The sequence below is a fragment of the Pseudoalteromonas sp. OF7H-1 genome (assembly GCF_022347825.1).
Lineage (GTDB): Bacteria > Pseudomonadota > Gammaproteobacteria > Enterobacterales > Alteromonadaceae > Pseudoalteromonas > Pseudoalteromonas maricaloris.
This window is the reverse complement of sequence record NZ_JAKRFX010000002.1, coordinates 105,437-126,134: the sequence shown is the minus strand read 5'-3', so window position 1 is coordinate 126,134 and position 20,698 is coordinate 105,437. Positions and strand designations below refer to the sequence as shown.

At 44.2% G+C, this 20,698-nt stretch carries 17 protein-coding genes; 10 read left to right on the top strand and 7 right to left on the bottom strand.

From position 1 onward, the window contains the following. Positions 1-149 precede the first annotated feature (149 nt). Positions 150-665 (bottom strand): acyloxyacyl hydrolase, encoded by a 516-nt coding sequence (locus MHN30_RS02775; RefSeq protein ID WP_239357985.1) that lies wholly within the window; start codon positions 663-665, stop codon positions 150-152. A 180-nt stretch (positions 666-845) separates the two neighbouring features. On the opposite strand from MHN30_RS02775, the gene MHN30_RS02770 reads away from it, so the two are divergent. The 8 genes from MHN30_RS02770 (at position 846) to MHN30_RS02735 (ending at position 10,814) form a co-directional block, all read left to right on the top strand. Next, complete coding sequence (locus MHN30_RS02770; RefSeq protein WP_039491180.1) at positions 846-1,592, top strand: transporter substrate-binding domain-containing protein; 747 nt, start codon at positions 846-848, stop codon at positions 1,590-1,592. Between the two features lie 105 nt (positions 1,593-1,697). Further along, positions 1,698-4,025 (top strand): alpha-glucosidase, encoded by a 2,328-nt coding sequence (gene ygjK / locus MHN30_RS02765; protein WP_239357983.1) that lies wholly within the window; start codon positions 1,698-1,700, stop codon positions 4,023-4,025. 78 nt (positions 4,026-4,103) lie between these two features. Continuing rightward, entirely contained in the window at positions 4,104-5,306 is a 1,203-nt protein-coding gene (locus MHN30_RS02760; protein ID WP_239357973.1) for an iron-containing alcohol dehydrogenase, read from the top strand. Between the two features lie 209 nt (positions 5,307-5,515). After that, the gene (locus MHN30_RS02755) at positions 5,516-5,986 is read left to right on the top strand and encodes a sigma-70 family RNA polymerase sigma factor (protein ID WP_130164537.1); all 471 of its coding nucleotides are present in this window, start codon (positions 5,516-5,518) and stop codon (positions 5,984-5,986) included. A gap of 10 nt (positions 5,987-5,996) precedes the next feature. Continuing rightward, on the top strand, positions 5,997-6,962 hold the full coding sequence (locus MHN30_RS02750; protein WP_239357971.1) for a FecR domain-containing protein: 966 nt from the start codon (positions 5,997-5,999) through the stop codon (positions 6,960-6,962). Positions 6,963-7,046: 84 nt separating this feature from the next. Beyond that, positions 7,047-9,770, top strand: a complete 2,724-nt coding sequence (locus MHN30_RS02745) for a TonB-dependent receptor (RefSeq protein WP_239357961.1) — start codon at positions 7,047-7,049, stop codon at positions 9,768-9,770. A 67-nt stretch (positions 9,771-9,837) separates the two neighbouring features. Continuing rightward, positions 9,838-10,428, top strand: coding sequence for a biliverdin-producing heme oxygenase (locus MHN30_RS02740; RefSeq protein WP_039491166.1), 591 nt, complete (start codon positions 9,838-9,840; stop codon positions 10,426-10,428). After that, on the top strand, positions 10,425-10,814 hold the full coding sequence (locus tag MHN30_RS02735) for a YbaN family protein (RefSeq protein ID WP_239357949.1): 390 nt from the start codon (positions 10,425-10,427) through the stop codon (positions 10,812-10,814). The genes MHN30_RS02740 and MHN30_RS02735 overlap by 4 nt, the downstream gene beginning before the upstream one ends. A gap of 15 nt (positions 10,815-10,829) precedes the next feature. On the opposite strand, the gene MHN30_RS02730 is transcribed toward MHN30_RS02735, so the two are convergent. Then, positions 10,830-12,854, bottom strand: coding sequence for a methyl-accepting chemotaxis protein (locus tag MHN30_RS02730; RefSeq protein ID WP_239357930.1), 2,025 nt, complete (start codon positions 12,852-12,854; stop codon positions 10,830-10,832). 199 nt (positions 12,855-13,053) lie between these two features. On the opposite strand from MHN30_RS02730, the gene MHN30_RS02725 reads away from it, so the two are divergent. After that, entirely contained in the window at positions 13,054-13,506 is a 453-nt protein-coding gene (locus tag MHN30_RS02725; protein WP_039491160.1) for a pyridoxamine 5'-phosphate oxidase family protein, read from the top strand. On the opposite strand, the gene MHN30_RS02720 is transcribed toward MHN30_RS02725, so the two are convergent. From MHN30_RS02720 to MHN30_RS02710, 3 genes are all read right to left on the bottom strand, one after another. Next, positions 13,503-13,913: a GNAT family N-acetyltransferase gene (locus tag MHN30_RS02720; RefSeq protein WP_239357928.1), complete on the bottom strand. Its 411-nt coding sequence runs from the start codon at positions 13,911-13,913 to the stop codon at positions 13,503-13,505. The genes MHN30_RS02725 and MHN30_RS02720 overlap by 4 nt on opposite strands. A 103-nt stretch (positions 13,914-14,016) precedes the next feature. Continuing rightward, the gene (locus MHN30_RS02715; protein ID WP_130164544.1) at positions 14,017-14,982 is read right to left on the bottom strand and encodes a helix-turn-helix domain-containing protein; all 966 of its coding nucleotides are present in this window, start codon (positions 14,980-14,982) and stop codon (positions 14,017-14,019) included. Continuing rightward, positions 14,966-16,339 carry an MATE family efflux transporter gene (locus MHN30_RS02710; protein WP_239357926.1) on the bottom strand — a complete coding sequence of 458 codons (1,374 nt, stop codon included), beginning with the start codon at positions 16,337-16,339 and terminating at the stop codon, positions 14,966-14,968. Before MHN30_RS02710 ends, MHN30_RS02715 begins: the two co-directional genes overlap by 17 nt. Before the next feature lie 237 nt (positions 16,340-16,576). On the opposite strand from MHN30_RS02710, the gene MHN30_RS02705 reads away from it, so the two are divergent. Then, entirely contained in the window at positions 16,577-18,031 is a 1,455-nt protein-coding gene (locus MHN30_RS02705) for a hypothetical protein (protein WP_239357924.1), read from the top strand. A 43-nt stretch (positions 18,032-18,074) separates the two neighbouring features. Here the strand turns inward: MHN30_RS02705 and MHN30_RS02700 are convergent, their stop codons facing one another. Next, positions 18,075-19,346: an ATP-binding protein gene (locus tag MHN30_RS02700; protein ID WP_130164547.1), complete on the bottom strand. Its 1,272-nt coding sequence runs from the start codon at positions 19,344-19,346 to the stop codon at positions 18,075-18,077. Further along, the gene (locus tag MHN30_RS02695; protein ID WP_239357922.1) at positions 19,339-20,673 is read right to left on the bottom strand and encodes a sigma-54 dependent transcriptional regulator; all 1,335 of its coding nucleotides are present in this window, start codon (positions 20,671-20,673) and stop codon (positions 19,339-19,341) included. Before MHN30_RS02695 ends, MHN30_RS02700 begins: the two co-directional genes overlap by 8 nt. Between the last annotated feature and the right edge of the window lie 25 nt (positions 20,674-20,698).

Here is a 20,698-nt window from a genome sequence, read left to right as displayed (position 1 = left end):
CTAAACCTTAGTTTAGGTCAAGCGTTTAACTGCATTCTATTATCTTGGAAACTGGAACTCTATAAAGAAAAAATGACGTTATTTAGTAAGAAAAAATTTCATCCTTGAAATCACAAAGGGAGATAAAACTAAATCAATGACATTAAGCGTTAAAACCGCTTAACGTAGAACACATTTAAAAAATCAAGACCGGGGTTGTGGTCGCTCAAACCTGCATTAGAATAATGCAGGTATCGGATCCCAACTTTAGTACTGGGATTCAAATTAACACTAAGTCCAATGCGGTCTTCAAACTGATAGTGAACACCAATGTCTTTGCCCGCAAATCGAGTATCACTGACGTAGGTCATGCCAATCCCAAACTCAAAATTTACCGGCTTTCCAGCAAACTCGGTCAGTGGAACACTAAGCACTGGTGACAGTGCAATAGCAAACGTCGTGTCTGAGCGTTTTGGTTTGCCGTATTCCCAATAGTTGGTGCTCAACTCAAAATAAACATAGGCACCTTCGCCAAAACCATAATCCGCTAAACTATAATGCAAGGGACGATACCCAAGCCGCAGTCCTTTTACATCCCCCTCTCCCACCACATAATCGACTGCAACTTCACCAGCATGTGAGTAAGTAGACACAAACAACATAAGCAAGAATAAAACTAAGCGCATAACGACTCCTCTACAACAAGGGCAATTTTACGCCGTTATTTAATTCTTAAAAGACACCAAAAAACCATATAATAATTGCCAATAAAGCACCAATATGGAATTTTAATGGGTACATTAATTTAACCAAAACCAATAACAAATTATGAGTTATACTGTTAAAAACGATCTTGAGAATGTGGTATGCAGTATATAATTGGGAGCGTTATAGGGATATTTAGTGTATTTAGTGCCTTAGCCGCAGCACCGACAAAAGTAGATATCTATACCGAGCATTTTCCTCCGTACCAGATAGAGCAAAAGAACGGCACCATTACTGGGCTTGCCACTGATATCGTACGCCTCATTATGTGGGAAGCAGAGCTAAGCTATCAAATTTATATGTTGCCTTGGACTCGCGCAAAAGCCTTCTCCAAAAAATCCCCTTATTCATTGCTCTACTCGATCGCCAGAACGGAGCAACGTGAAGCAAACCATATCTGGATTGCGCCACTTTGTGAGCTAAAGGTCGCCTTTTATAAGCGTGCTGATATCGCCGATCAGCAAGAGTGGGAAATATGGAAAATCAAACAACATGTTGTCGCTGTTGCGGCCGATCAACTCTCCGAAAACTATTTAAAAGCACAAGGCTTTATCGCCGATAAGAACATGCTATCAGTAACTAGTTTGAGTCGAGCAGGTGAGCTGCTTGAAAGAGGTAGAATTGACTTTATTTTTGGTGCCGAAAATTTTGTGGATAGAATGGCTGCTAGAATGGGTTTAGTGGAGCAATGGGACAAAGTGCTAGAAGTTCCAGAGTTAAGTAAAACCCTCTATTTAACCGCCAACCCCAGCGCCCCTCCAGAATATATAAATCGGCTACGCGCCGCCGCTGAACGAGTACAGATGCAACGCAAAAAGGTTGACGTCGGCTGCCCCATAGACGAGTAATTCATCGTTTGCTACTGAACTTTGTACGTCGCTGTGATAGCATCTCAAAAATTGTATACTTTATTCAAAATAAAAATGAAAGTACTCACAGGAATGGTATTACTCATGCTCTTTGTAGCATGCGAAACGTACGCGAGCCCAAAAATCATCAACGCGGTTTCACGCTTTGGTCACCCTCAGGTAATGAAGCCCGCAGACAAGTTTGGCCATAGTCCCTATTCACCACTGTTTGATAACGGCGCATGGCATGGTCACTTACTTCCTGATAGCGCTGCGGAATATGGTGGTTTCACGGGTAACGCGATTATCACCGAAGAGTATTTAACGTATTTATTTGAACGTATTGAGCGCCTACAAATTTTTTATGGTGAGACCAAATTGCAATTTGATGCAGCACTGTACAGCCTGCCCGGAGAGCTGGTGCAAACGCTTAGACATGAGCTCGCGACGGTGACGATCCGCTTACGCTTTGTTAGCGAGCGTGTTTCTCTTATTCAAACCACTATTCATACAAAGCAACGACTTACTTTAAAATTGGACGGCAAATTACTCCACCAGCTTAATGATCAACAAACACTGGACCAACAATACCCTAAGCTCGCACCAACTATGGTTGCCAGCGAAAGTGGGATCAGTACCACTTTTGGTCGTGTTCGCGATCCGTGGGCGCTTCTGACCTCTGGTAGCAACGAGTACTCAATCACCCGCACAATCCCTTTCAAAAATGTGGTAGAAAACAACCGTTATTATAGCGAGACGCAAACTTCTGGTGATCTACAGTTTTATACCGCAATAAGCTATGTCCACAATCAACAAGAGCGCATAAAAACAGCAAAGGCCGTTGCCAAAATTCTCTCATCCCCAGTTCCGTATTGGCAACGCTCTAAAGCTCGCTGGACGGGCTATTTAGCACGCTATCAAACCTTACCACGAGATAAACAAACATTGGCGATAAAAGCCGTTGAAACCCTCATTGGTAACTGGCGATCTCCTGCAGGGGCAATCGCGTTTGATACCATATCGCCTTCGGTCACTGCTCGCTGGTTTTCCGGCAATTTAACTTGGCCTTGGGACAGCTGGAAACAAGCATCAGCACTGAGACTATTTGCACCAGATTTAGCCAAGGCCAACATTGATACCGTATTTTCCTATCAAATAGCAGCGAACGATCCTGTTAGACCCCAAGATAAAGGCTTATTACCCGATTTAATTGGTTATAACCTGCCACCAGAACGCGGTGGCGATGGCGGTAATTGGAGCGAACGAAATTCAAAACCCTCGCTAGCCGCTTGGGCGGTGTTGAATACCTACCATGCCAGCAAAGACAAAGCTTGGCTTGCACAAATTTACCCTAAACTTGTCGTCTATCGTGATTGGTGGCTGCGCAACCGTGATCACAACCAAAATGGTATTCCTGAATTTGGTGCAACCATAGATAAACACCATAATAATCAAGCGGGTGAGTTGTTATTTTATCTACATGAAGGAAAGCAAAAGCATGCCCGCTTTGGGCTAAAAGCCTATCGCGATGCGCAAACACAAGGTAAACAGATAAGTATTCCCGCGCAGACCGCAGCGTCATGGGAATCTGGAAGAGACGATGCTGCTAACTTTGGTTTTATCTCACCACAGCAGCTTGAGATCTATGTGAAACAAGGTGGCGATGCTAAAGACTGGCAAGTCGAATTTGCTAGCAATAAGGACGCCCAAGGCCACCTGCTAGGCTACTCTTTGATGCAAGAATCGGTTGACGGGGCCAGTTATTTTTATTCTGACACCAAAAACTTGAGTACCATCGCCAATATCTTGGCTAAGCCACAGGAAGCCAAAGCCTTTTCAGCACAAGCAAAGCAAGTCGCCGATTATATAAACCGCTGCATGTTCGACGATAACAGCGGATACTACTACGACATTCGCATTGCCGCATCACCGCTTGAAAATGGCTGTGCAGGGAAACCAATCATTGAACGTGGTCGCGGCCCAGAGGGTTGGGCTCCGCTCTTTAATCAGGTAGCAACAGCGTATCATGCTAAACGCGTCTCTGAGGTAATGCTCAGCCCCAGTGAATTCAACACCTATATTCCTCTGGGCTCTGCATCCCAGACCAACCCTGCATTTGGCGCAAATATCTATTGGCGTGGTCGTGTCTGGCTTGACCAATTGTATTTTGGCTTGATGGGACTAGGTTATTATGGTTATGAAACTGAAGCGAACACTTTGCTTCAGCGATTTATGCAAAATGCGGATGGTCTGCTGCAAAACGCGCCTATTCGCGAAAACTACAATCCACTCACCGGCGAGCAGCAAGGTGCACCGAACTTTTCATGGAGCGCGGCCCATATTTTACTCATGATAGAAGCATTTGAGATGGACAAGCCCAAAGCACCAATTAAAGAAGAAAAGCCAGTTTCACAGCAAATCACTACAAACTAGCCGAAAATTTGCTAGCAATTCAGTGATGATCCGTCTACATTTTTTAAATGATACAAAAGCAAAATTAGACGGATCGCAATGAGTTGGTTTTACCGTATTTACCACTTTGCCCTAAAGTGCATTGTTATTTTTATCGGGATCCCGAACCCCAAATTACATCAGGGAAAAACGGGGTTGTTAGACGCCATTAAAGCGCTGGGGTTAAAAAGTGGAGATAACGTCTTAGTCGTGACCGATCAAGTGCTGCTCAAACTCAACTTGCATCAGGTTGTGGAAAACACACTACGTGAGTCAGAGTTAGTCACGCATTATTACGCAGATGTTTTACCCAACCCAACCATAACAAACGTCGAAGATGGTCTAAAGGTCTACCAACAGCATCAATGTAAAGCAATTATCGCACTTGGTGGCGGCTCGGTACTCGACACGGGCAAGTTGATCGGTGCTCGGGCTGTCAAGCCGAACAAACCAGTCACTAAACTCAAAGGGTTGTTTAAAGTCTTAAAACGCCTACCGCCGAATATCGCGATCCCAACAACAGCAGGAACCGGCTCGGAAACCACCGTTGCCGCCGTCGTTAACGATCCTACTAATCACGCCAAATATGCCGCGACTGATTTTTGTTTAGTGCCACACCATGCCGTGTTATTACCAGAATTAACCACAAGTATGCCCGCACATATCACCGCGACTACAGCAATTGATGCACTAACCCACGCCATTGAGGCTCTACTGAGCATTAACTGTCTTAAGTTTAGCCGCGAACGTGCTCTTGAAGCCTGTAGAGCCATCTTTGAATATCTACCCAAAGCGCAACAAGACCCACAAAACTTAGAAGCAAGAACACAGCTACTACTCGCTTCCCATTACGCAGGACAAGCGTTTACCAGAACCTCTGTCGGCTACGTGCATGCAATTTCACACCAATTGAGCGCTCAATATGGTACGCCGCACGGGCTTGCCAATGCGGTGTTACTCATGCCCGTGCTAACCTGGTATGGCGAGCGCATTAATCAGCAACTCGCGCTCATCGCCAGATACTGTGGATTAACCTCGTTAGACTATCCCATCGAGCGCCAAGCAGATGATCTTTTAGAGCACATTGAGCGCTTACTGCTTGATTTACATATCCAAACCACGCTCGCCGAAGTACTTCCTGATGATGCTGCACTACTCGCAGAGCTGGCGCTAAAAGAAGCACATCCGGATTATCCGGTGCCCCATTTTATGGATCCCAGTGCCTGCCAGCGCATTATAAAAGGTATCGCTCCTGCGCCTTAATAAGCACTCCGCTTAGTGTTTGGAACCAAAGCAATTTAAAATAAAGCTAAGTTTTTTCATAACCTTACAATCAAACATTAAGTAAAAGCACTAAAAATATAAAATCTATTAACGAACAGTTTAAAACCAATAAACGCAAATAAAAACAATTCTCAATAACAAAAATTAATGCTAGTATGCGCGACTTTTGAAAAGCAAACTGGTGTATTTTGGAACGTTATTACTCAGAAGTATTAAGTTATATCGCTCGTTCAGTGGGGTGCAAAGATAAGGCTCAAAATATAGTCCAAGAGGCGTATACCCGAATACTAAGTTATAAAAACAGCAATCCAAAGCAGGATAGCACGCAAGAGCGCGCACTATTTTTTAAAGCCGCGAAAAACATTGTGATTGATCAGTATCGCAAAAATCAAACCGTTGCTGAGCCCGACGACTTCGAATTAGTCGCGCCAAGTTATTATGAGCCCGAGGCTAAGCTCGCAAGTCAACAACAACTGGCATTACTTAATCGAAGTATCGACTCCTTACCCCTAAAAACCAAGCAAGCATTTGTGCTCTATAAATTTAAAAACTTAAGCCAGCCACAAATAGCAGAGCAAATGGGAATATCTGTCAGCATGGTCGAAAAACACTTGGCAACTGCCATGCTCGCTTGCCGTAACGCATTACAAAAACAATAAGAGAATCGCAATGGACCGTCATAATGTATCAATACAACAGCAAGTAAACCACTGGCTGGAACTCGAAAGGCAAGGACTCAATAAAGCGCAGCAGCAAGCGCTCAATCGTTGGCTTGGTGAAAGCCGTGCGCACCAAACAGCCTATCAAGAAAGTAAACAGGTTGAGCGACTGTTATCGCAATTTTCAGAGCAAGACATTGCACAATTAGAGAACCCAGTTACACACTCTAAGCTTAAATCAAAGACAACTCAGCGGTACTTCGCCATTGCTGCATGCTTTGCACTTTTTGCGTTGAGTTTCGTTGGTTATCAAACGTGGTTCTTTCAAGTAAACAAAGACACCTTTCACGCCAGCTATCAGTCACCTCGAGGCGAATTACGCACTATCTCACTGCCCGATAACTCTCTACTGACCTTAGATGCCAAAACGTCCCTCGCTATTGATTTTGATGGCAATCGGCGCCGGAATAAGCTACTCAGTGGACGCGTATTGTTTGACGTTGCCAGTGACAAAAGCCGACCATTTGTGATCAGTGCCGGCAGCACAAAGATTACCGTATTAGGCACCCGCTTTTCAGTCGATAAAAAAGCCGATAGCGTTCGCATTGTGGTGGCTCATGGCCGTGTAAACGTGCAAAGCCAACATCAGCAAATAACGCTGACAAAAGGTCAAATGGCGGTTGTGGGCAGTGACGGTATTGTTAAGACTGAGTTTGACCCAAACCTCAATCTCGTCGATGCGTTTAAGCAAGGGCGACTCGTGTTCGACAATGCACCACTCAACGAAGTATTTGAGGAATTTAAACGACATCATGCGATAAGTTACACCTTAAGCACGCAATCAACTGAGCAATTGGTTATTTCGGGTACTTTTTTGGCATCAGAGCTCGAAAGCTTTTTAAACTTACTTCCACATGTTCTCCCTGTAGAAGTTAAAGAATCTAATAATCATATAGTTATAGTTAATTCTCGATGACAAGATAAAAATATTCAAATTTTTATTGAGGAGTTCTCATTCTCATTCGTTTTCATCTTAGGTAATTTATTTGGACGCATCACAATGAGAACTCGCTCTGTTTTAAACACAAGACTCACTCCCTTAGCATTTGCACTCGGGCTTAGCCTGAGCCTGCCTGCAACCGCGCAGAGTCAAGTTTCTATATATCAATTTAATCTCGCGCAGCAACCTATTAGCCATACCTTAACGCAGGTAGCTGAGGCTGCGAGTATGAATCTAATTGCCGATGCGAAACTCTTAAATGGCCTGCAAGCCCCAGCACTTAAAGGAGAGGTAAGTTTAACCGAGGCGCTAGAGCGTACATTGAAAGGCAGCCCGCTAACGGCGAGTATTATTGACAATAACATCGTTATTAAAGCGGCGATTAGCGAGTTAACGTCAGCAAAAGACCAATCCAACAACACTCAGGCTAAGCACAAGCAAACACCAAATCCGCAAGATAATATTGAAGTCATCACTGTCAAAGGCGATAAACTCAATCTTAATCGTGAACAGATTGCTCGAACCAAGGGTTTATCTAACTCGGATATCTTCTCAACGTTTTCTGGTGTAGAGGCAAACAATATTCGAAACGAAGCAGGCGCACTTGATATTGGTATCCGCGGCGTGCAAGGCGAAGGCCGAGTGCCGATTTTCATCGACGGAAGTTTGCAATCAACGCACACAAACCGCGGCTATATGGGTTCGTCTGACAGAACCTATATCGACTCAAACTTGATAAGCTCGGTTAATGTCGAAAAAGGCGCATCGGCCAAAGCATCACCTTTTGGCTCAGGTGCAATCGGCGGAACAGTCAATATCCGTACCTTAGGCACACAAGATATTCTCCAAGACGGTCAGAATCTTGGCGCTTTAGTTAAGGTAAATACGCACAACAATAATAGAACACCTGAAGTACCTGAAAGCTTTGGTCTGCAAAGTTATTACGAAATCAGCAACCACAATGACACGCTCGACTTTGCAGGCGGTGGGTTTACGCTAGCAACCGCTTATCAACAAGATAACTTACAAGCGGTACTCGCTTACAGTAAGAAAAAGGTTGGTAACTACTTTGCTGGTAAAAATGGCTTTAACGACTTTGTTGAAACCAAGGAGTACGTGCGTTGGGTGCCTTCAACTGAACACCAAGGGAAATATGATGAAGTCACAGTAGTCGACTTTATCCCACCTCCGGTTAACCAAAATGGCGAAGTCGTCAATACAAGCTTTGAAAGCGACTCATATCTTGCCAAACTAACTTATGCGTTTACGGACGAACAATCGTTAGAGGTGAATACACGCTACCATAAGCAAGAAGCGGGAGAAATGCTGGCCACCTACTGGTACAAACAAAGAGCCGGTGACACCAAGTTTTGGAAGGTGATCGATGAAAATGGCCAAGAACAATGGATGTCCGAAGAAATTCCAGAAGGTGTAGAAACCATGCCGCAGTGGGCTCCGGGCTCTGCTTTGGTAAACAGTGCCAGTGCGTTATACCGTTTTTTACCAAGTAATAACTCATTAGTCGATCTTAGTGTTAACGTTTGGCGTACCAGTGCGAGGTTACAGCAATATAATGCGCTTGGCAGTAACCTAGGAGCAAATGCGGGGCAATATTTTCACCGTTATAATAATAAGCGTCATGGGATAAGTGCATTCAATACCTCTGCATTATCTCTGGCTAGTACACCAATTACTTTGACGTATGGCCTATCCTGGCAAGTTGAAAAATTAAGCCCTCATAAAAACTGGAAAGACAATTTTAATCGAGACTGGTACCCTGCTGACTTCAATTTAAAAGCGACTTCGCGACACGGTAAGCAAACAAAGCGAGCGTTATTTACCAATGCCAATATCGATCTTGCCCCGATAGAGCTTGCACTGAACGTAAACCTTCATGACTCGGTAAACGAGGACTATCAAACAGGCGAAAAGCTTACATTTGATGCCAAAGCGGATGTGACTGTACAAGCAAATTATCAACTACTTGATAGTACAGTCATTAAAGCCAAATATAGCAACGCATATCGAATGCCAAACCTGTACGAAACAACGGTTTCTAATGAGGTATTTTCTTACTCAAGTGACTACCCGATCACCCCTGAAAAAACGAAATCGTATGATATTGGCTTTGAGAGTGACTTTAGCAACTTACTCAGCCACGGGGATAAGCTAATTATCTCGGCGGAGTACTTCTACACCAATATTGAAAGTATGTTAGCAACAGGCTTCTTGCCTAAACCCGATGCACCTTCATGGGATCAAAAGTTCACTTTTACCAACTATGATCAGTTTGAACTGCCTGGCACGGAGTTTGGCCTTCATTACCAAAGCGACTTATTTTACAGCAGGTTATCTTACACAAAGTACACCGACGTCAAAATGTGCTCACGCTTAATGGCTGAGGCTGCAGGTGTTGATACTTGTAATACGACCGGCTTTGCGGGGAGTTTAACACCACTTCGTGTGCCTCCTGAAAAAAGCTATATCGCAACGCTTGGTATGACACTCTTTAACGACACAATTGATACGGGTTTTACCTACAAAAAACACGCTGAGAAACATCACCCAGGCGGCTTTTTGGCAGGGACTGGAGTAACTGCGCTTGAGTATATTCCAGCAGGCTATCAGCTCGACTTTTACCTTGATTATATCTTTAGCGATAGCATCAAAGGCAACCTAGCGATCACCAACTTGACCGATCAGTATAAAGTTTCAAGCGGCTCGATCGTTGCGATGCCTGAACCTGGCCAGACCATTTCAATTGGCTTAGAACTCAAACTTTAATCAACACTTAGGCGCTGTACTTTTGCTTAAAGACAGCGCTATATTTTTACATCACCTTGGAGCATCAATGACTACCGTTACCTCTGCACTTTCTCGAGCGCAAAACTTAAAACATGCAACTGCAGATACCCACGACAATGTAGACAAATCCATTATGGCGCAAGACCCATTCGCCAATACACAAAGCTATCTCGATTTCTTAAGACTACAGTTTTATTTTTTAAAAGATGTGAGCGCTCTTTATGAACACCCAGAGTTGTCGGCGCTTATTCCTGATTTGGCCGCGCGCCGCCGCTTAGGTTTGCTTGAACAAGACTTTATCGACCTTGGAACCACCATCCCTACTCCCTACTTAATGCCAGAAGTAACCAATCATACCGACGTCGCCAAAGCGCTCGGCTGGCTGTATGTGGTTGAGGGCTCAAAGGTAGGTGCGGCCATGTTGGGTAAACAAGTTGGGGCCAAACTCAATTTTGATGCGCAGCACGGCGCTCGATATTTAGCAGGCCCAGGAGCTGGTCGCGGCAGCGCTTGGCGAGAGCTTGTGCAAATCATAGACGCTATTGAATTGAGCGAACAGCAAGAACAGGCGCTAATTGAAGGTGCTCGTCAGGCATTCACCCGTTTCCAAGCATTTCAGGCACACGTTTATTCATGATGTTTAAAGCCACCTTAGCCAACTATAAAAAAATAGCCCTACTGCTATGCGGATACCTATTTGTAGCCCTCGGTGTTATTGGTATTGTTTTGCCCGTCATGCCAACCACCGTGTTTTTTATTCTGGCTTTGGCGTGCTTTTCAAAAGCTTCTCCTAAGCTTGCCTTGTGGCTGCTAAATCACCCAAGGTTTGGCACTTCATTAACGCAATGGAAACAATATAAGGTTATTCCGCTTAAGGCCAAAATTATGGCAACAGTGGGCATGGCTGCAAGTTATGCTTTACTTATTTTGCTCTCACCAGCGGCTTGGTTGGCCTGTGTAGTTGGCAGTATAAAGATTGCAGTGATGTCTTATATTTATTCCAGACCATCAAAGCGTGTGTAATGCCAATTTACATTTTTACAATTTAAAACGCTCAACCAGTGTTGCAAGACGATGCGAGAAGCTACTGAGCGACTCACTTCCTTTCGCCAAGCTTTGCATCGCCTGAGCGTTGTCGTTTGCGGTACTTTGTGCATCTAGCATCACTTGCTCAATTTGCTGACAATCCGTCGCTTGGTGATCAGCGGCTTGGCTGACTTCTTCACTCAACTGCGTAACCTGTAAAATAGCGTTGGCAATTTCATCCATGGCACTGGCAAGCGCCTCACTTTGTTTAACACATGAGGCTACATCACGCTGGCCGGAATTAATGGCCTCAGAGGCGGTATGTGTATCCTGTCTCAGTGCTGCGATCATTTGGTTAATTTCATTGGTCGACTCCTGCGTCCTAGACGCAAGCGTTCTAACCTCATCGGCGACCACCGCAAACCCTCTTCCCTGCTCACCAGCACGGGCCGCCTCTATTGCTGCGTTTAACGCCAACAAATTGGTTTGCTCAGCGATAGAAACAATGGTGTCCAAGATACTGCCGATGTTCTCGCTATGTGTGGTCAACTTGGTCATACTCTCTACCGCTTCACTCATGCGTGTGCTGAGCGATAGAATATGTTGTTTGTTGTCTTGCGTATATTTACTGACCTCGGTTTTACGCTGGTTAGCGGTATGGATACTTGCGAGACTATCTGACGAGCGCTCGGAAACCGCCAAAGCGCTAGCTGAAATACTTTGCGCTAAGCGATTGGCATTCTCCATGCGGCGCATTTGCTCGGTCGCATTATTGGCTATTTGTTTGCTTTCGCTTAATGATGACTCCGATAGTCCTTCTAACTCATGAACTTGGTTATTGATTGACTCTAGCAAAGCACGAAGATTGTCTTTAACCTGATTAATATTATCAATTAACTGACCAAATTCATCATCACTGCGCTTACTCATTTGCTTCGAAAAGTCTCCAGCAGCAAGGTATTTGAGCATTTTATTCACCGCAGCCAACGGCCCAAGCATTGCTCGGCTGGTTGAAACCGAGATAAACGCACCTAAAGCAATAAAGACAATCACCAATAAGATGGCGGTATTTTGCGCCCGCTCGATAAGGGTTTCAGCATTATTTTGAGAACGATTAAACGCCGCATTGGCGCTTTGCTGCATTTTCTCAAGCTCGGTTAAAATGGCAAACGCATGCTGCTCTGACTGCTTATATAACATTGCAGCTTGCTGCTGCTGACGCAGTTTCTCTTGTACCGCAATATAAAGATGACCTGGCTCACCCAGCTTTTCTCTGAGCTTAGTCATACCCTCACTAAACTGATTTAACAAATCATCTGCATCCATACCATAGGCTTGACGCTTCAAAAACGTTAAGTTGTTTTCAATATTATCTAACAAAAACAGCATGTCTTGCTGATGTTGCTCTACTTGCTCTAGCGTTAACCCGCTGATCCGCTGACTGTTGTTTTCCAAGGTAAACAACATGTCGTCAATACGAACGCCGGTCCCAACCATTTCTTCCAACTGCCGTGTTTTGTCTGTCTCGATTAATTCAAGATCCAGCATGGCGTTACTGGCCTGTTCTTTATCCTGTTTAAGTGCTTGATATTGAGATTGGATCCGTTGCTGCGCCTGTACAACGTCTGCCTTAGCCTGCAACATTTGTTCTGCGGCACGACTGAGCTGCTCACCCAGCGCCAGAGTTTGCTGTAATGGTGTGACAAATTCAGGCATGGCTTGCGTCAATGACGTTAAGTGCTGCTGGCGCTCAACATACAGTTGCTGCTGTGAGGTAAATTGCTGTCGAGCCCGATTAATATCTTGCTCGTTTTCGAGGGTATAAGCTTGGGAAATCAATTTGCTGAGCTTAAGCTGCTCAAGTTGCAAGGCGTCAGCACTGCGCTGAATAGGTAAAGTGACTTGCCCCATATTTTGATTAGCTGACTTTATTTGCGCCAATGCTAGATAGGCAAGCACGCACGCAAGTAACAGCAGCACGCCTAATGCACTAAAGCCTAAAGTAATTTTTTGTTTTATTGTTAGTTTACTTAGCATAATGTCATTGCTCTATTTTGAGTAAACAAACTATGTTACAAACGAGATAAAAAACCAAGTAAACACTCTAAAAATTACCAACATACCTTTTAAAAAGGTAGCTTCAAATTTGCAGTTTTGCTTACTTAGTTTTTGATTTTATTTTTAGTTTTAGCGATCATAGCAGTTAGGAGTTGTATTATTTTAAGCGCATAACAAGATGAGAGAAACCGCAATCAACGAAGCAAAGGCCTTATGCCAAAGCCATAAGAGCGCATTTTTATCTACCTTCTCTAACAATCAAAAGGGTTTTCCGTTTTCTTCTATCGCTCAATATGTTTTTCTTGAAGATAATCACTTTTACTTCTTTATTAGTGATATCGCCCAGCACACCAAGAATTTAGCCAAGCACCCGGCACTTTCGTTTATGGTGCTTGGTGATGGCGCGGTTGAAGATGTTGAAAATGCGCGAGTTACTATTCTTGGGCATGCACACAAACTGCCAAGAGCGGATAGCGAAAGCCTGATTGCACAATTCGTAATAAAGCACGAAAAAGCTCAGCAATATGCCATGCTCGGTGATTTTCACCTGTGGCGAATTGAAGTGGCTAGGGTTCGATATGTAGGCGGTTTTGGCCGTGCATTTTGGCTAGAAAAGCAGGAATGGTACTAAACAGCAAAAGCGTGTTCAAACTCGCTTTCTCGTCCAAGCGATTGATTGGTCATGTCAGCCAAGGTTTTGCGCCAGAACCCGCACGAACTTTCAATCTTATCTTGCATACGTACTTTCCAACGACCTTTGTATACCGACCAAATGTGTGCCATAAACTCAGTGGCGTAACGCTTTCTGCGCTCGGAAGGGGTAATATAAAGCGCGTAGACTTCAAACTCTCGGCGGTTTGAAATACCAATTACGGTAAAGCCAACCAGCTTACCATCTGCATAAAAAAGATAAGCGATATTGGTTGCGCTACACAGTTCAAACGAGCCCACTTGCTTTTGATAATGGCTCGCTTTTAGCAATTGTGTAAAAGTCTGCTCGCTGTATTTATCAACTCGAATTAACTCTAGTTCAACCACTTTTCTAATCTCCCGCTTGGTGTACGGTTGATCATGCTTAAAGTTTGTGGGCGAATTGTGAAGTTTAAAAAAAACACCAATAAAGTATTTTAACAATTTAATTTTATTTGAATTTTAGCGGCTTGACCTTTAACCAAATTTCCAGCGCAATCACCTTTTCACTTGGCGAGCCTCCATTTTCTTGTGAAATTACTTCAGGATAATGTTCTATTAAGGGCGCATCTTCTGGCTCGTACCCGCTTTGTGGCAGCCACTTTGCGAAAATATCTAATTGGAAACTCAACAAGTCTTTAATTGCTCCACGGTAGTCAAAAATTGCGTATATTCCCGCACTGAGCACATTGAGTTGATATGGCCGAGTCACCGCAGATTTTAATTCATCGTTAATCACAATTGCGCCATCGTAACGCGCTTTATCTAGTGGCGTAAAAACGGGATTATCATGACCAAAACCAAACTTTTGTACTTGGCTATAATCCAGTCCATGTGCACTAGCCCACGCTGCAAGCTGCTGCCAACAGGCGCTAATTCCTTGCAATTGGTAGCCTTGTGACGCGCGTAATGTACATAAGGATAGCTGTGAAATAGAGTGTAATTTAACCGGCTGAATAACACTGTGTCGCTCAGCTCTTAATGCGTGTATCCGGGTAAGTTGTGTCGTGTTAAGGGCCGGCTCAAAGTTATTGTTTGCCACCAGCTTACGTAGTTGTTCTGTTTTTCGCACACTTGAAGGAGTCACACCAAAGTGCTCTTTAAACGCTCGCGAAAAGTTTGCGCTACCAGAAAAACCAAACTGTAGCGCAATATCTGTCACACTGTACTCTTCGGCTAGCAACAGCATATTGGCCGCGCGCTCCAACCTCACGCGATTAGTGTACTGGCTCAAAGACTCACCAATCACAGCTGCAAAAATGCGCTGGAAATGAAACTTAGAAAAATGGCTCAGGCTCGCCGCTTGCTGTAACGAAAGCGGCGAACTTGGATTGCTATGCACCCATTCAATGACAGGCTGTAACCGCCCTAAATATACCTCTTCAGCGCTTAACTTTTGCTCAGTTGATTGATGCAAGCTGTATCTCTCCCGATTGGCTCTTAGCTTGTTGATAGTGTCGCCAACACAGTATAAGTGTTAACCCTGCCGCTATAAAATCAGCTCCCACAAGTGCCATAAATACACCATTTAAGCCAAAATAGTGTGGCGCAATAACGATTAATGGAACTAGAATAAACATCACCTTCAAGGCACTGTAAAAACAAGCGCGTTTGGCATCACCTTTCGCTTGATAAAATCCAGACGCTAAAATTACCACACCAAACAGCGGCATCCCCCAAAGTGCTGAGCGAAAAACGCGCTCTCCTATTTCGAGAAATTCACTCGCTTCGGTAAACAGGCTCAGCCATAGCCTCGGCAATCCCATCAACCCTAGCGTCAATAACAGCGCAAATCCTGTCATACCTAAAAAAGCAACACGCGTACACGCTCTTACTCGCCCACTATGTCCTGCCGCTAAGTTATAGCCGACAATAGTTTGAAATGCGATCAACATTGCAATCGCGGGTAGAATTGCGAAATTAATAATACGTCCCAGCATGCCGTGGGCGACTACCCAATTTTCGTTTGCAAAAGACAACAGCTGCCAGTTAACCACCGCAGTTTGCACGCCAAGGCAAAATTGCGTGATCAAGATAGGCATACCGATTGCGAGGATCGGTAGCCAAGCACGAGGTTTCCAACACACCTTAACCGCAAGCAAGTCACTACGCTTTCTTTTGAGCTGAAGCGCAATAATCAATGTCCCCAATTGCGCTGCGGTTGTCGCATATGCTGCACCTGCAACCCCCAAACCAAATTGCGCGATAAATAGATAATCAAGCAGTATATTGAGCACAGCCGAGACTAATAACAACAGCATCATCAACTGCGGTTTACCCTGACCACGGAACATATCAGCCACAATGGGTAATAAAACCCCGGTAATGGCACAAAGATATAACGGCTGTATGTAGCTAAGCGCATCCTTTACAAAAACCGCTTCCACTTGCAAAAGTGATAAGAGTTCAAGTGGATAAAGCCAACCAAGTACCAAGAATACCACGCTAACTATACCGCCAATTATCAGTCCATGACCGATAACCTCCGCGGCTTTATCTACTTGCTTTGCTCCGATTAATCTTGTCATAGTGGCCGCCATACCTGCAGATACCATAGCGGTTAGCGCTATCATTAACACTTGCAGTGGGTAAACCATGGCCACCGCGCCAAATGCCATCTCTGACACATAGCGACTAATAAACCAGCCGTCGACCAAGGCATATAAACCCACAACGAGTAAACCGATGCAAATGGGAATACAGGTTCGAATAAACAGCGCTAATATGGGCATCTCAGCGAGCTGCACGAGCCCTAATTGATTTTTATCTTTCATGTAAACTAATCCTCAGTAGCCATAATATGGCAAGGTAAAACTACTTATCTGGAGAGGTTACAAATTCCAAACAAAGATAAATATTCAAATATTGCGAAGTTGATGAAATTAACGCACAAAAACTGGCATAACAAAAAATCCCGCAACGATAACATTCTTTTACAACTCTATTTTGTTCCTAAGTTAGTATATTTTGTAACCTCTACTTCTTTGATTCACTTTTGAAAGGATTTTACTATGCGTTTAGGATTAACTATTGCAGTTGCAACTATTACCCTATTAACTGGTTGCGGTGGCTCTTCAACTGACTCAAAAGACCAAGCACAACCACCCAAAACGGTCACGCCACCACCCACTCCCACAGAAAACAAACTCAATATCACAGCACTGGACCAAAACAATCATGTTTACTCGAGCGACTTGGGTTACACCACGACTTTGGAGCGCGTCTTCAACTTAAAAGACAACAAACTATTAGTGCTCGGAGAAACATCAAGTGTTGAAGAACTGGGTAATAAAGAAGGTTTTTATGCGATCACGAACCTAGATGGCCAAACTTATCAATATGAACAAACGCAAGAAGGATTTGTTGATGCCTGTGTTTTTGACTCAGGAGAATACGTCATAGGCCGATTTAAACGTGAAGATACTGATCGGTTCAGTGTACAACTTGAACGCTACGATGGCTCTGGTACTTTGCTACAAAGTGCTGAAATGAAGGCGTTATCAATGGACGTTAAATATGATATCCCAGCTGATAAGAGTGCTTGGCTTAAAAAGCCATTCACTATTATTCCGACAGACAATCCATTGAGCGAGATTCCATATACGCAAACTAGCATTACATGGTGGCGCTTTAACAATGTAAAATTCTCCTGCCATGACAACAACTTGTACGTCAGTTATAACAACGGAGGTCAAAAGATTGCGAAATACGACGTAAACCTCCAACTTAAGTGGCAAAAGCTGATCGATATTCGTTACTGGGCTAACAGTTCGCGTGCGTCTGAAGCAATTGAAATGGCGCTCTCTGAGAACGGATTTTTATACACAGTGCAAAATATTAGTACTGATGCAATTCCTGCCTACAATCATAAGTTTTCAACCAACCATCCGATACCCAATAACACAGAGCAAAGTGCGATGCACATGATTGTAAAAACCTTTAATGTAGACGGTGAACAACTCAATGAACAATTTATCAGTGACACTGACTCATCGTTAGTTGAGGATGTTCAAGTACATCAAGACAGTGTATTTGTTGGTGTATCGGCACGCCGCAGCAAAACGGGTAAAACAAGATATTCAAGCGAATGGGATATTGGCTTAGTAAAAGTTTACCATGGTGAAAGGGCTGCCGAGCGTTATTGGTATGACTTAGATAAAGAAGATGTGCTACGTGGAGTAAAGATCAGCAACGACACATTATTTGTGTACGGCCATACTGGTGGTGTACAAGTGGACACAAATAGCTGGGTTGAACATAGCAAGGCATTTATTGGAAAAATCAACCTTGAAAACCTAGCCGATATTGCTGTTGAAACCACTAGCACAGCACGTTCCGCCAGTTTCCAGGATTTAACCATTCAAAATGGCGTGTTAAGCGCTGTGGGACTTGAGAATGCGCCCATGACACATTCTACCGATATCTCTATGGCAGGTTTGTTCATTAAAAAAACACTCAACGATTAGACCTGCCAAGTGGTGATAACGACCAAGTTATCACCACTTATTATTAACGCGAAAGCAAAGTAACCACAGCTTGAGCCCCTTTATTGTCCGGTAAATTCGCTAAATGCAACTCCCCTTGCTGAATACGAATAAGCTCCCTGCTCAACACCAAGCCGATACCTGAGCCATTTGGTTTAGTGGAATAAAATGGTACGAAAAGGTTATCTGGATTGGCGATACCAGCGCCGTTATCTTCTAGGGTAAAGCGCCAATTTTTTGGTTTATCTAGGGTTAGCGTTATGCCATCATTCCCCGCAGATTGATTTGCTTGCTCAGCATTATTGACAAGGTTGATCATAGCCTGCGTTAGCTGATCTTCATCACAATAAACCAAGCCCTTATTAAGCGCCTTTATCTCAACACCGGGAAATAAAGCTTGCCAGCGCGATACCAGCAACTCTACCTCAATGTTTTGCATATCAACGGGTGGAAGCTGCGCTACTTGTGCGTAGTTTGCAACAAATTGCTGTAAATGAGCTGCACGACTTTCTATTACCCCGAGCATAGTTTGCTGCATCTCAGGTGAAATGATATTGCCATCTTGTTGTAGAGATTGCGCCATTGAGTAGACCGGAGTTAAGGTGTTTCGCACCTCATGATTGAGTACCGATAGTAGCTTTTGCCATACCTGCTTTTCATTATCTCGCAGCGCTTGCTCTACTGAGAAAAACACCAGTAATTGATAGACCCGCTGCCCCCGATATAGTTTATGAGCTGCAATGCTAAATCGAGAGATGTGCTGCGTATGCTGCCATTGTTCATCCACATACTGAAGCGCCAGTGCTTTCACATGTGCACCATGTAACACCTCCTCTGGATACACGGTATTCATGGCATGATTAGCAAAATACACATGATGATGCGCATCAAGTACCACTATTGGCAGAGTGAGTTCGCTAATAAAATTAAATACAAAAGCTTCATTCTGACCATATTCTTGACGCTTTTGCTGTAATCGCTTGGCAGCTTCTTTGAGCTCAGCCTTGAGCAATTCAACCCGACCCTTGCGGTATTGCGCTAACTGCCATACACCAAACTCTTCATTGGTTACACCGTCCAACTGAACAGCCAAACTTTCAAGCACCTGCATTACTGCCCGATAGCCGTAGCTCAGTGCGAATACAGAGGGGAGCATCACACCGAGCAACAAAGTGATTGCACTTAACAGCGTAAGCTCAAAATAGTAGATCATCCCAAGCGCGAGCATAGCAAGTGTAATTATAGGTATCGCAAAGCCAACAAGTAACTTGTGCTCAAGTGATGCCAACTTAGCCATCAAGCTCTGCCTTTGGGCTAATATCATGCTTTTCTAGGCGTCGATAAATTGCAGATTTACTCAAGCCCAAAAACTCTCCAGCGGCCACTACATTACCATCGAAATGGCGGATCGCTCTTGCAATCATGCGTTTTTCGGCTTCTTCAAGGCTCAAAAGTGGGAGCTCTTGCTCTGGTACACCTTCCTCAAGCTCAATATCATCCGCAGTTATCTCAGGCTGAAGTCCTAAGATCACTGCTCGTTCAATGACATGAGATAGCTCACGAATATTACCAGGCCAGCTGTAACTCAATAATTTGTCTAGCGCCTCTGCAGTTAGCGTGCGCTCCCGTCCGGTATCATTACCATGGCGCCTAGTGTGCTTTGCTAAAAAATGGGCCGCTAAGCTTGGGAGCTCTGCTAATCTCGCTCTGAGTGGCGGTACCTTTAGCACCACCGTATTTAAGCGATAAAGTAAGTCCTGACGAAACTGCCCAGCGTTAATCGCTTCAGACAAATCCGTATTAGTGGCAGAAACGATCCGCGCATTACTGCGACGCGTTTCAGAATCTCCCACGACTTCATATTCACCCGTTTCGAGCACGCGTAATAGCTTGCCCTGAAGTGGCAACGGCAAGCTGCCGATTTCATCTAAAAACAAAGTGCCATTTTCAGCCATTTCAAACCGCCCAATGCGATTTGCCTTTGCATCGGTGAATGCGCCTTTGCAATGGCCAAATAACTCACTTTCAAATAATTCCGTTGGAATAGCGGCCATATTCACGCTCACAAAAGCGTGCTCAGAGCGACCGCTATTATCATGAATATATTTAGCCAACTGACTTTTTCCGCAGCCATTTTCTCCCAGAATAAGTACGTTGGCATTGGTTTTTGCAACGCGCTGAGCTTGCTGAAATAACTGAGTGGTTGCGTTATTGTCTGCGTGTGGTTCATGTGCTGACGATAGTGCTTCAGCACTTTTGGTGTAGCGTCTAACGGTGTTCAGCAGCCGCAGGTTGTGCCAAGGTTTTTCAATGAGGTCACATGCGCCCAACTGCATTGCTTGGACCGCAAGTTCAACTTTGGCCCACGCGGTAATAACAACCACAGGCACACTTATTTGCGCTTGTCTCAACCAACTAAGAAATTGCAGCCCTTCTTTTCCTGAGGTTGTATCTCTATTGAAGTTCATATCAAGCAAAATAAGCGCAACGGGCTGCTCTGATAACATAGCCTTGGCTTCATCTGGGTGTGCGGCTTCAAGACTCATAAAACCATGACTTTGTAGCACTATGGTGGCTGACATTCGTACGTCAGGGTTGTCGTCGATGATTAAAACTGGCGTCATCACTTCCTACTTATATTCTGTTTGG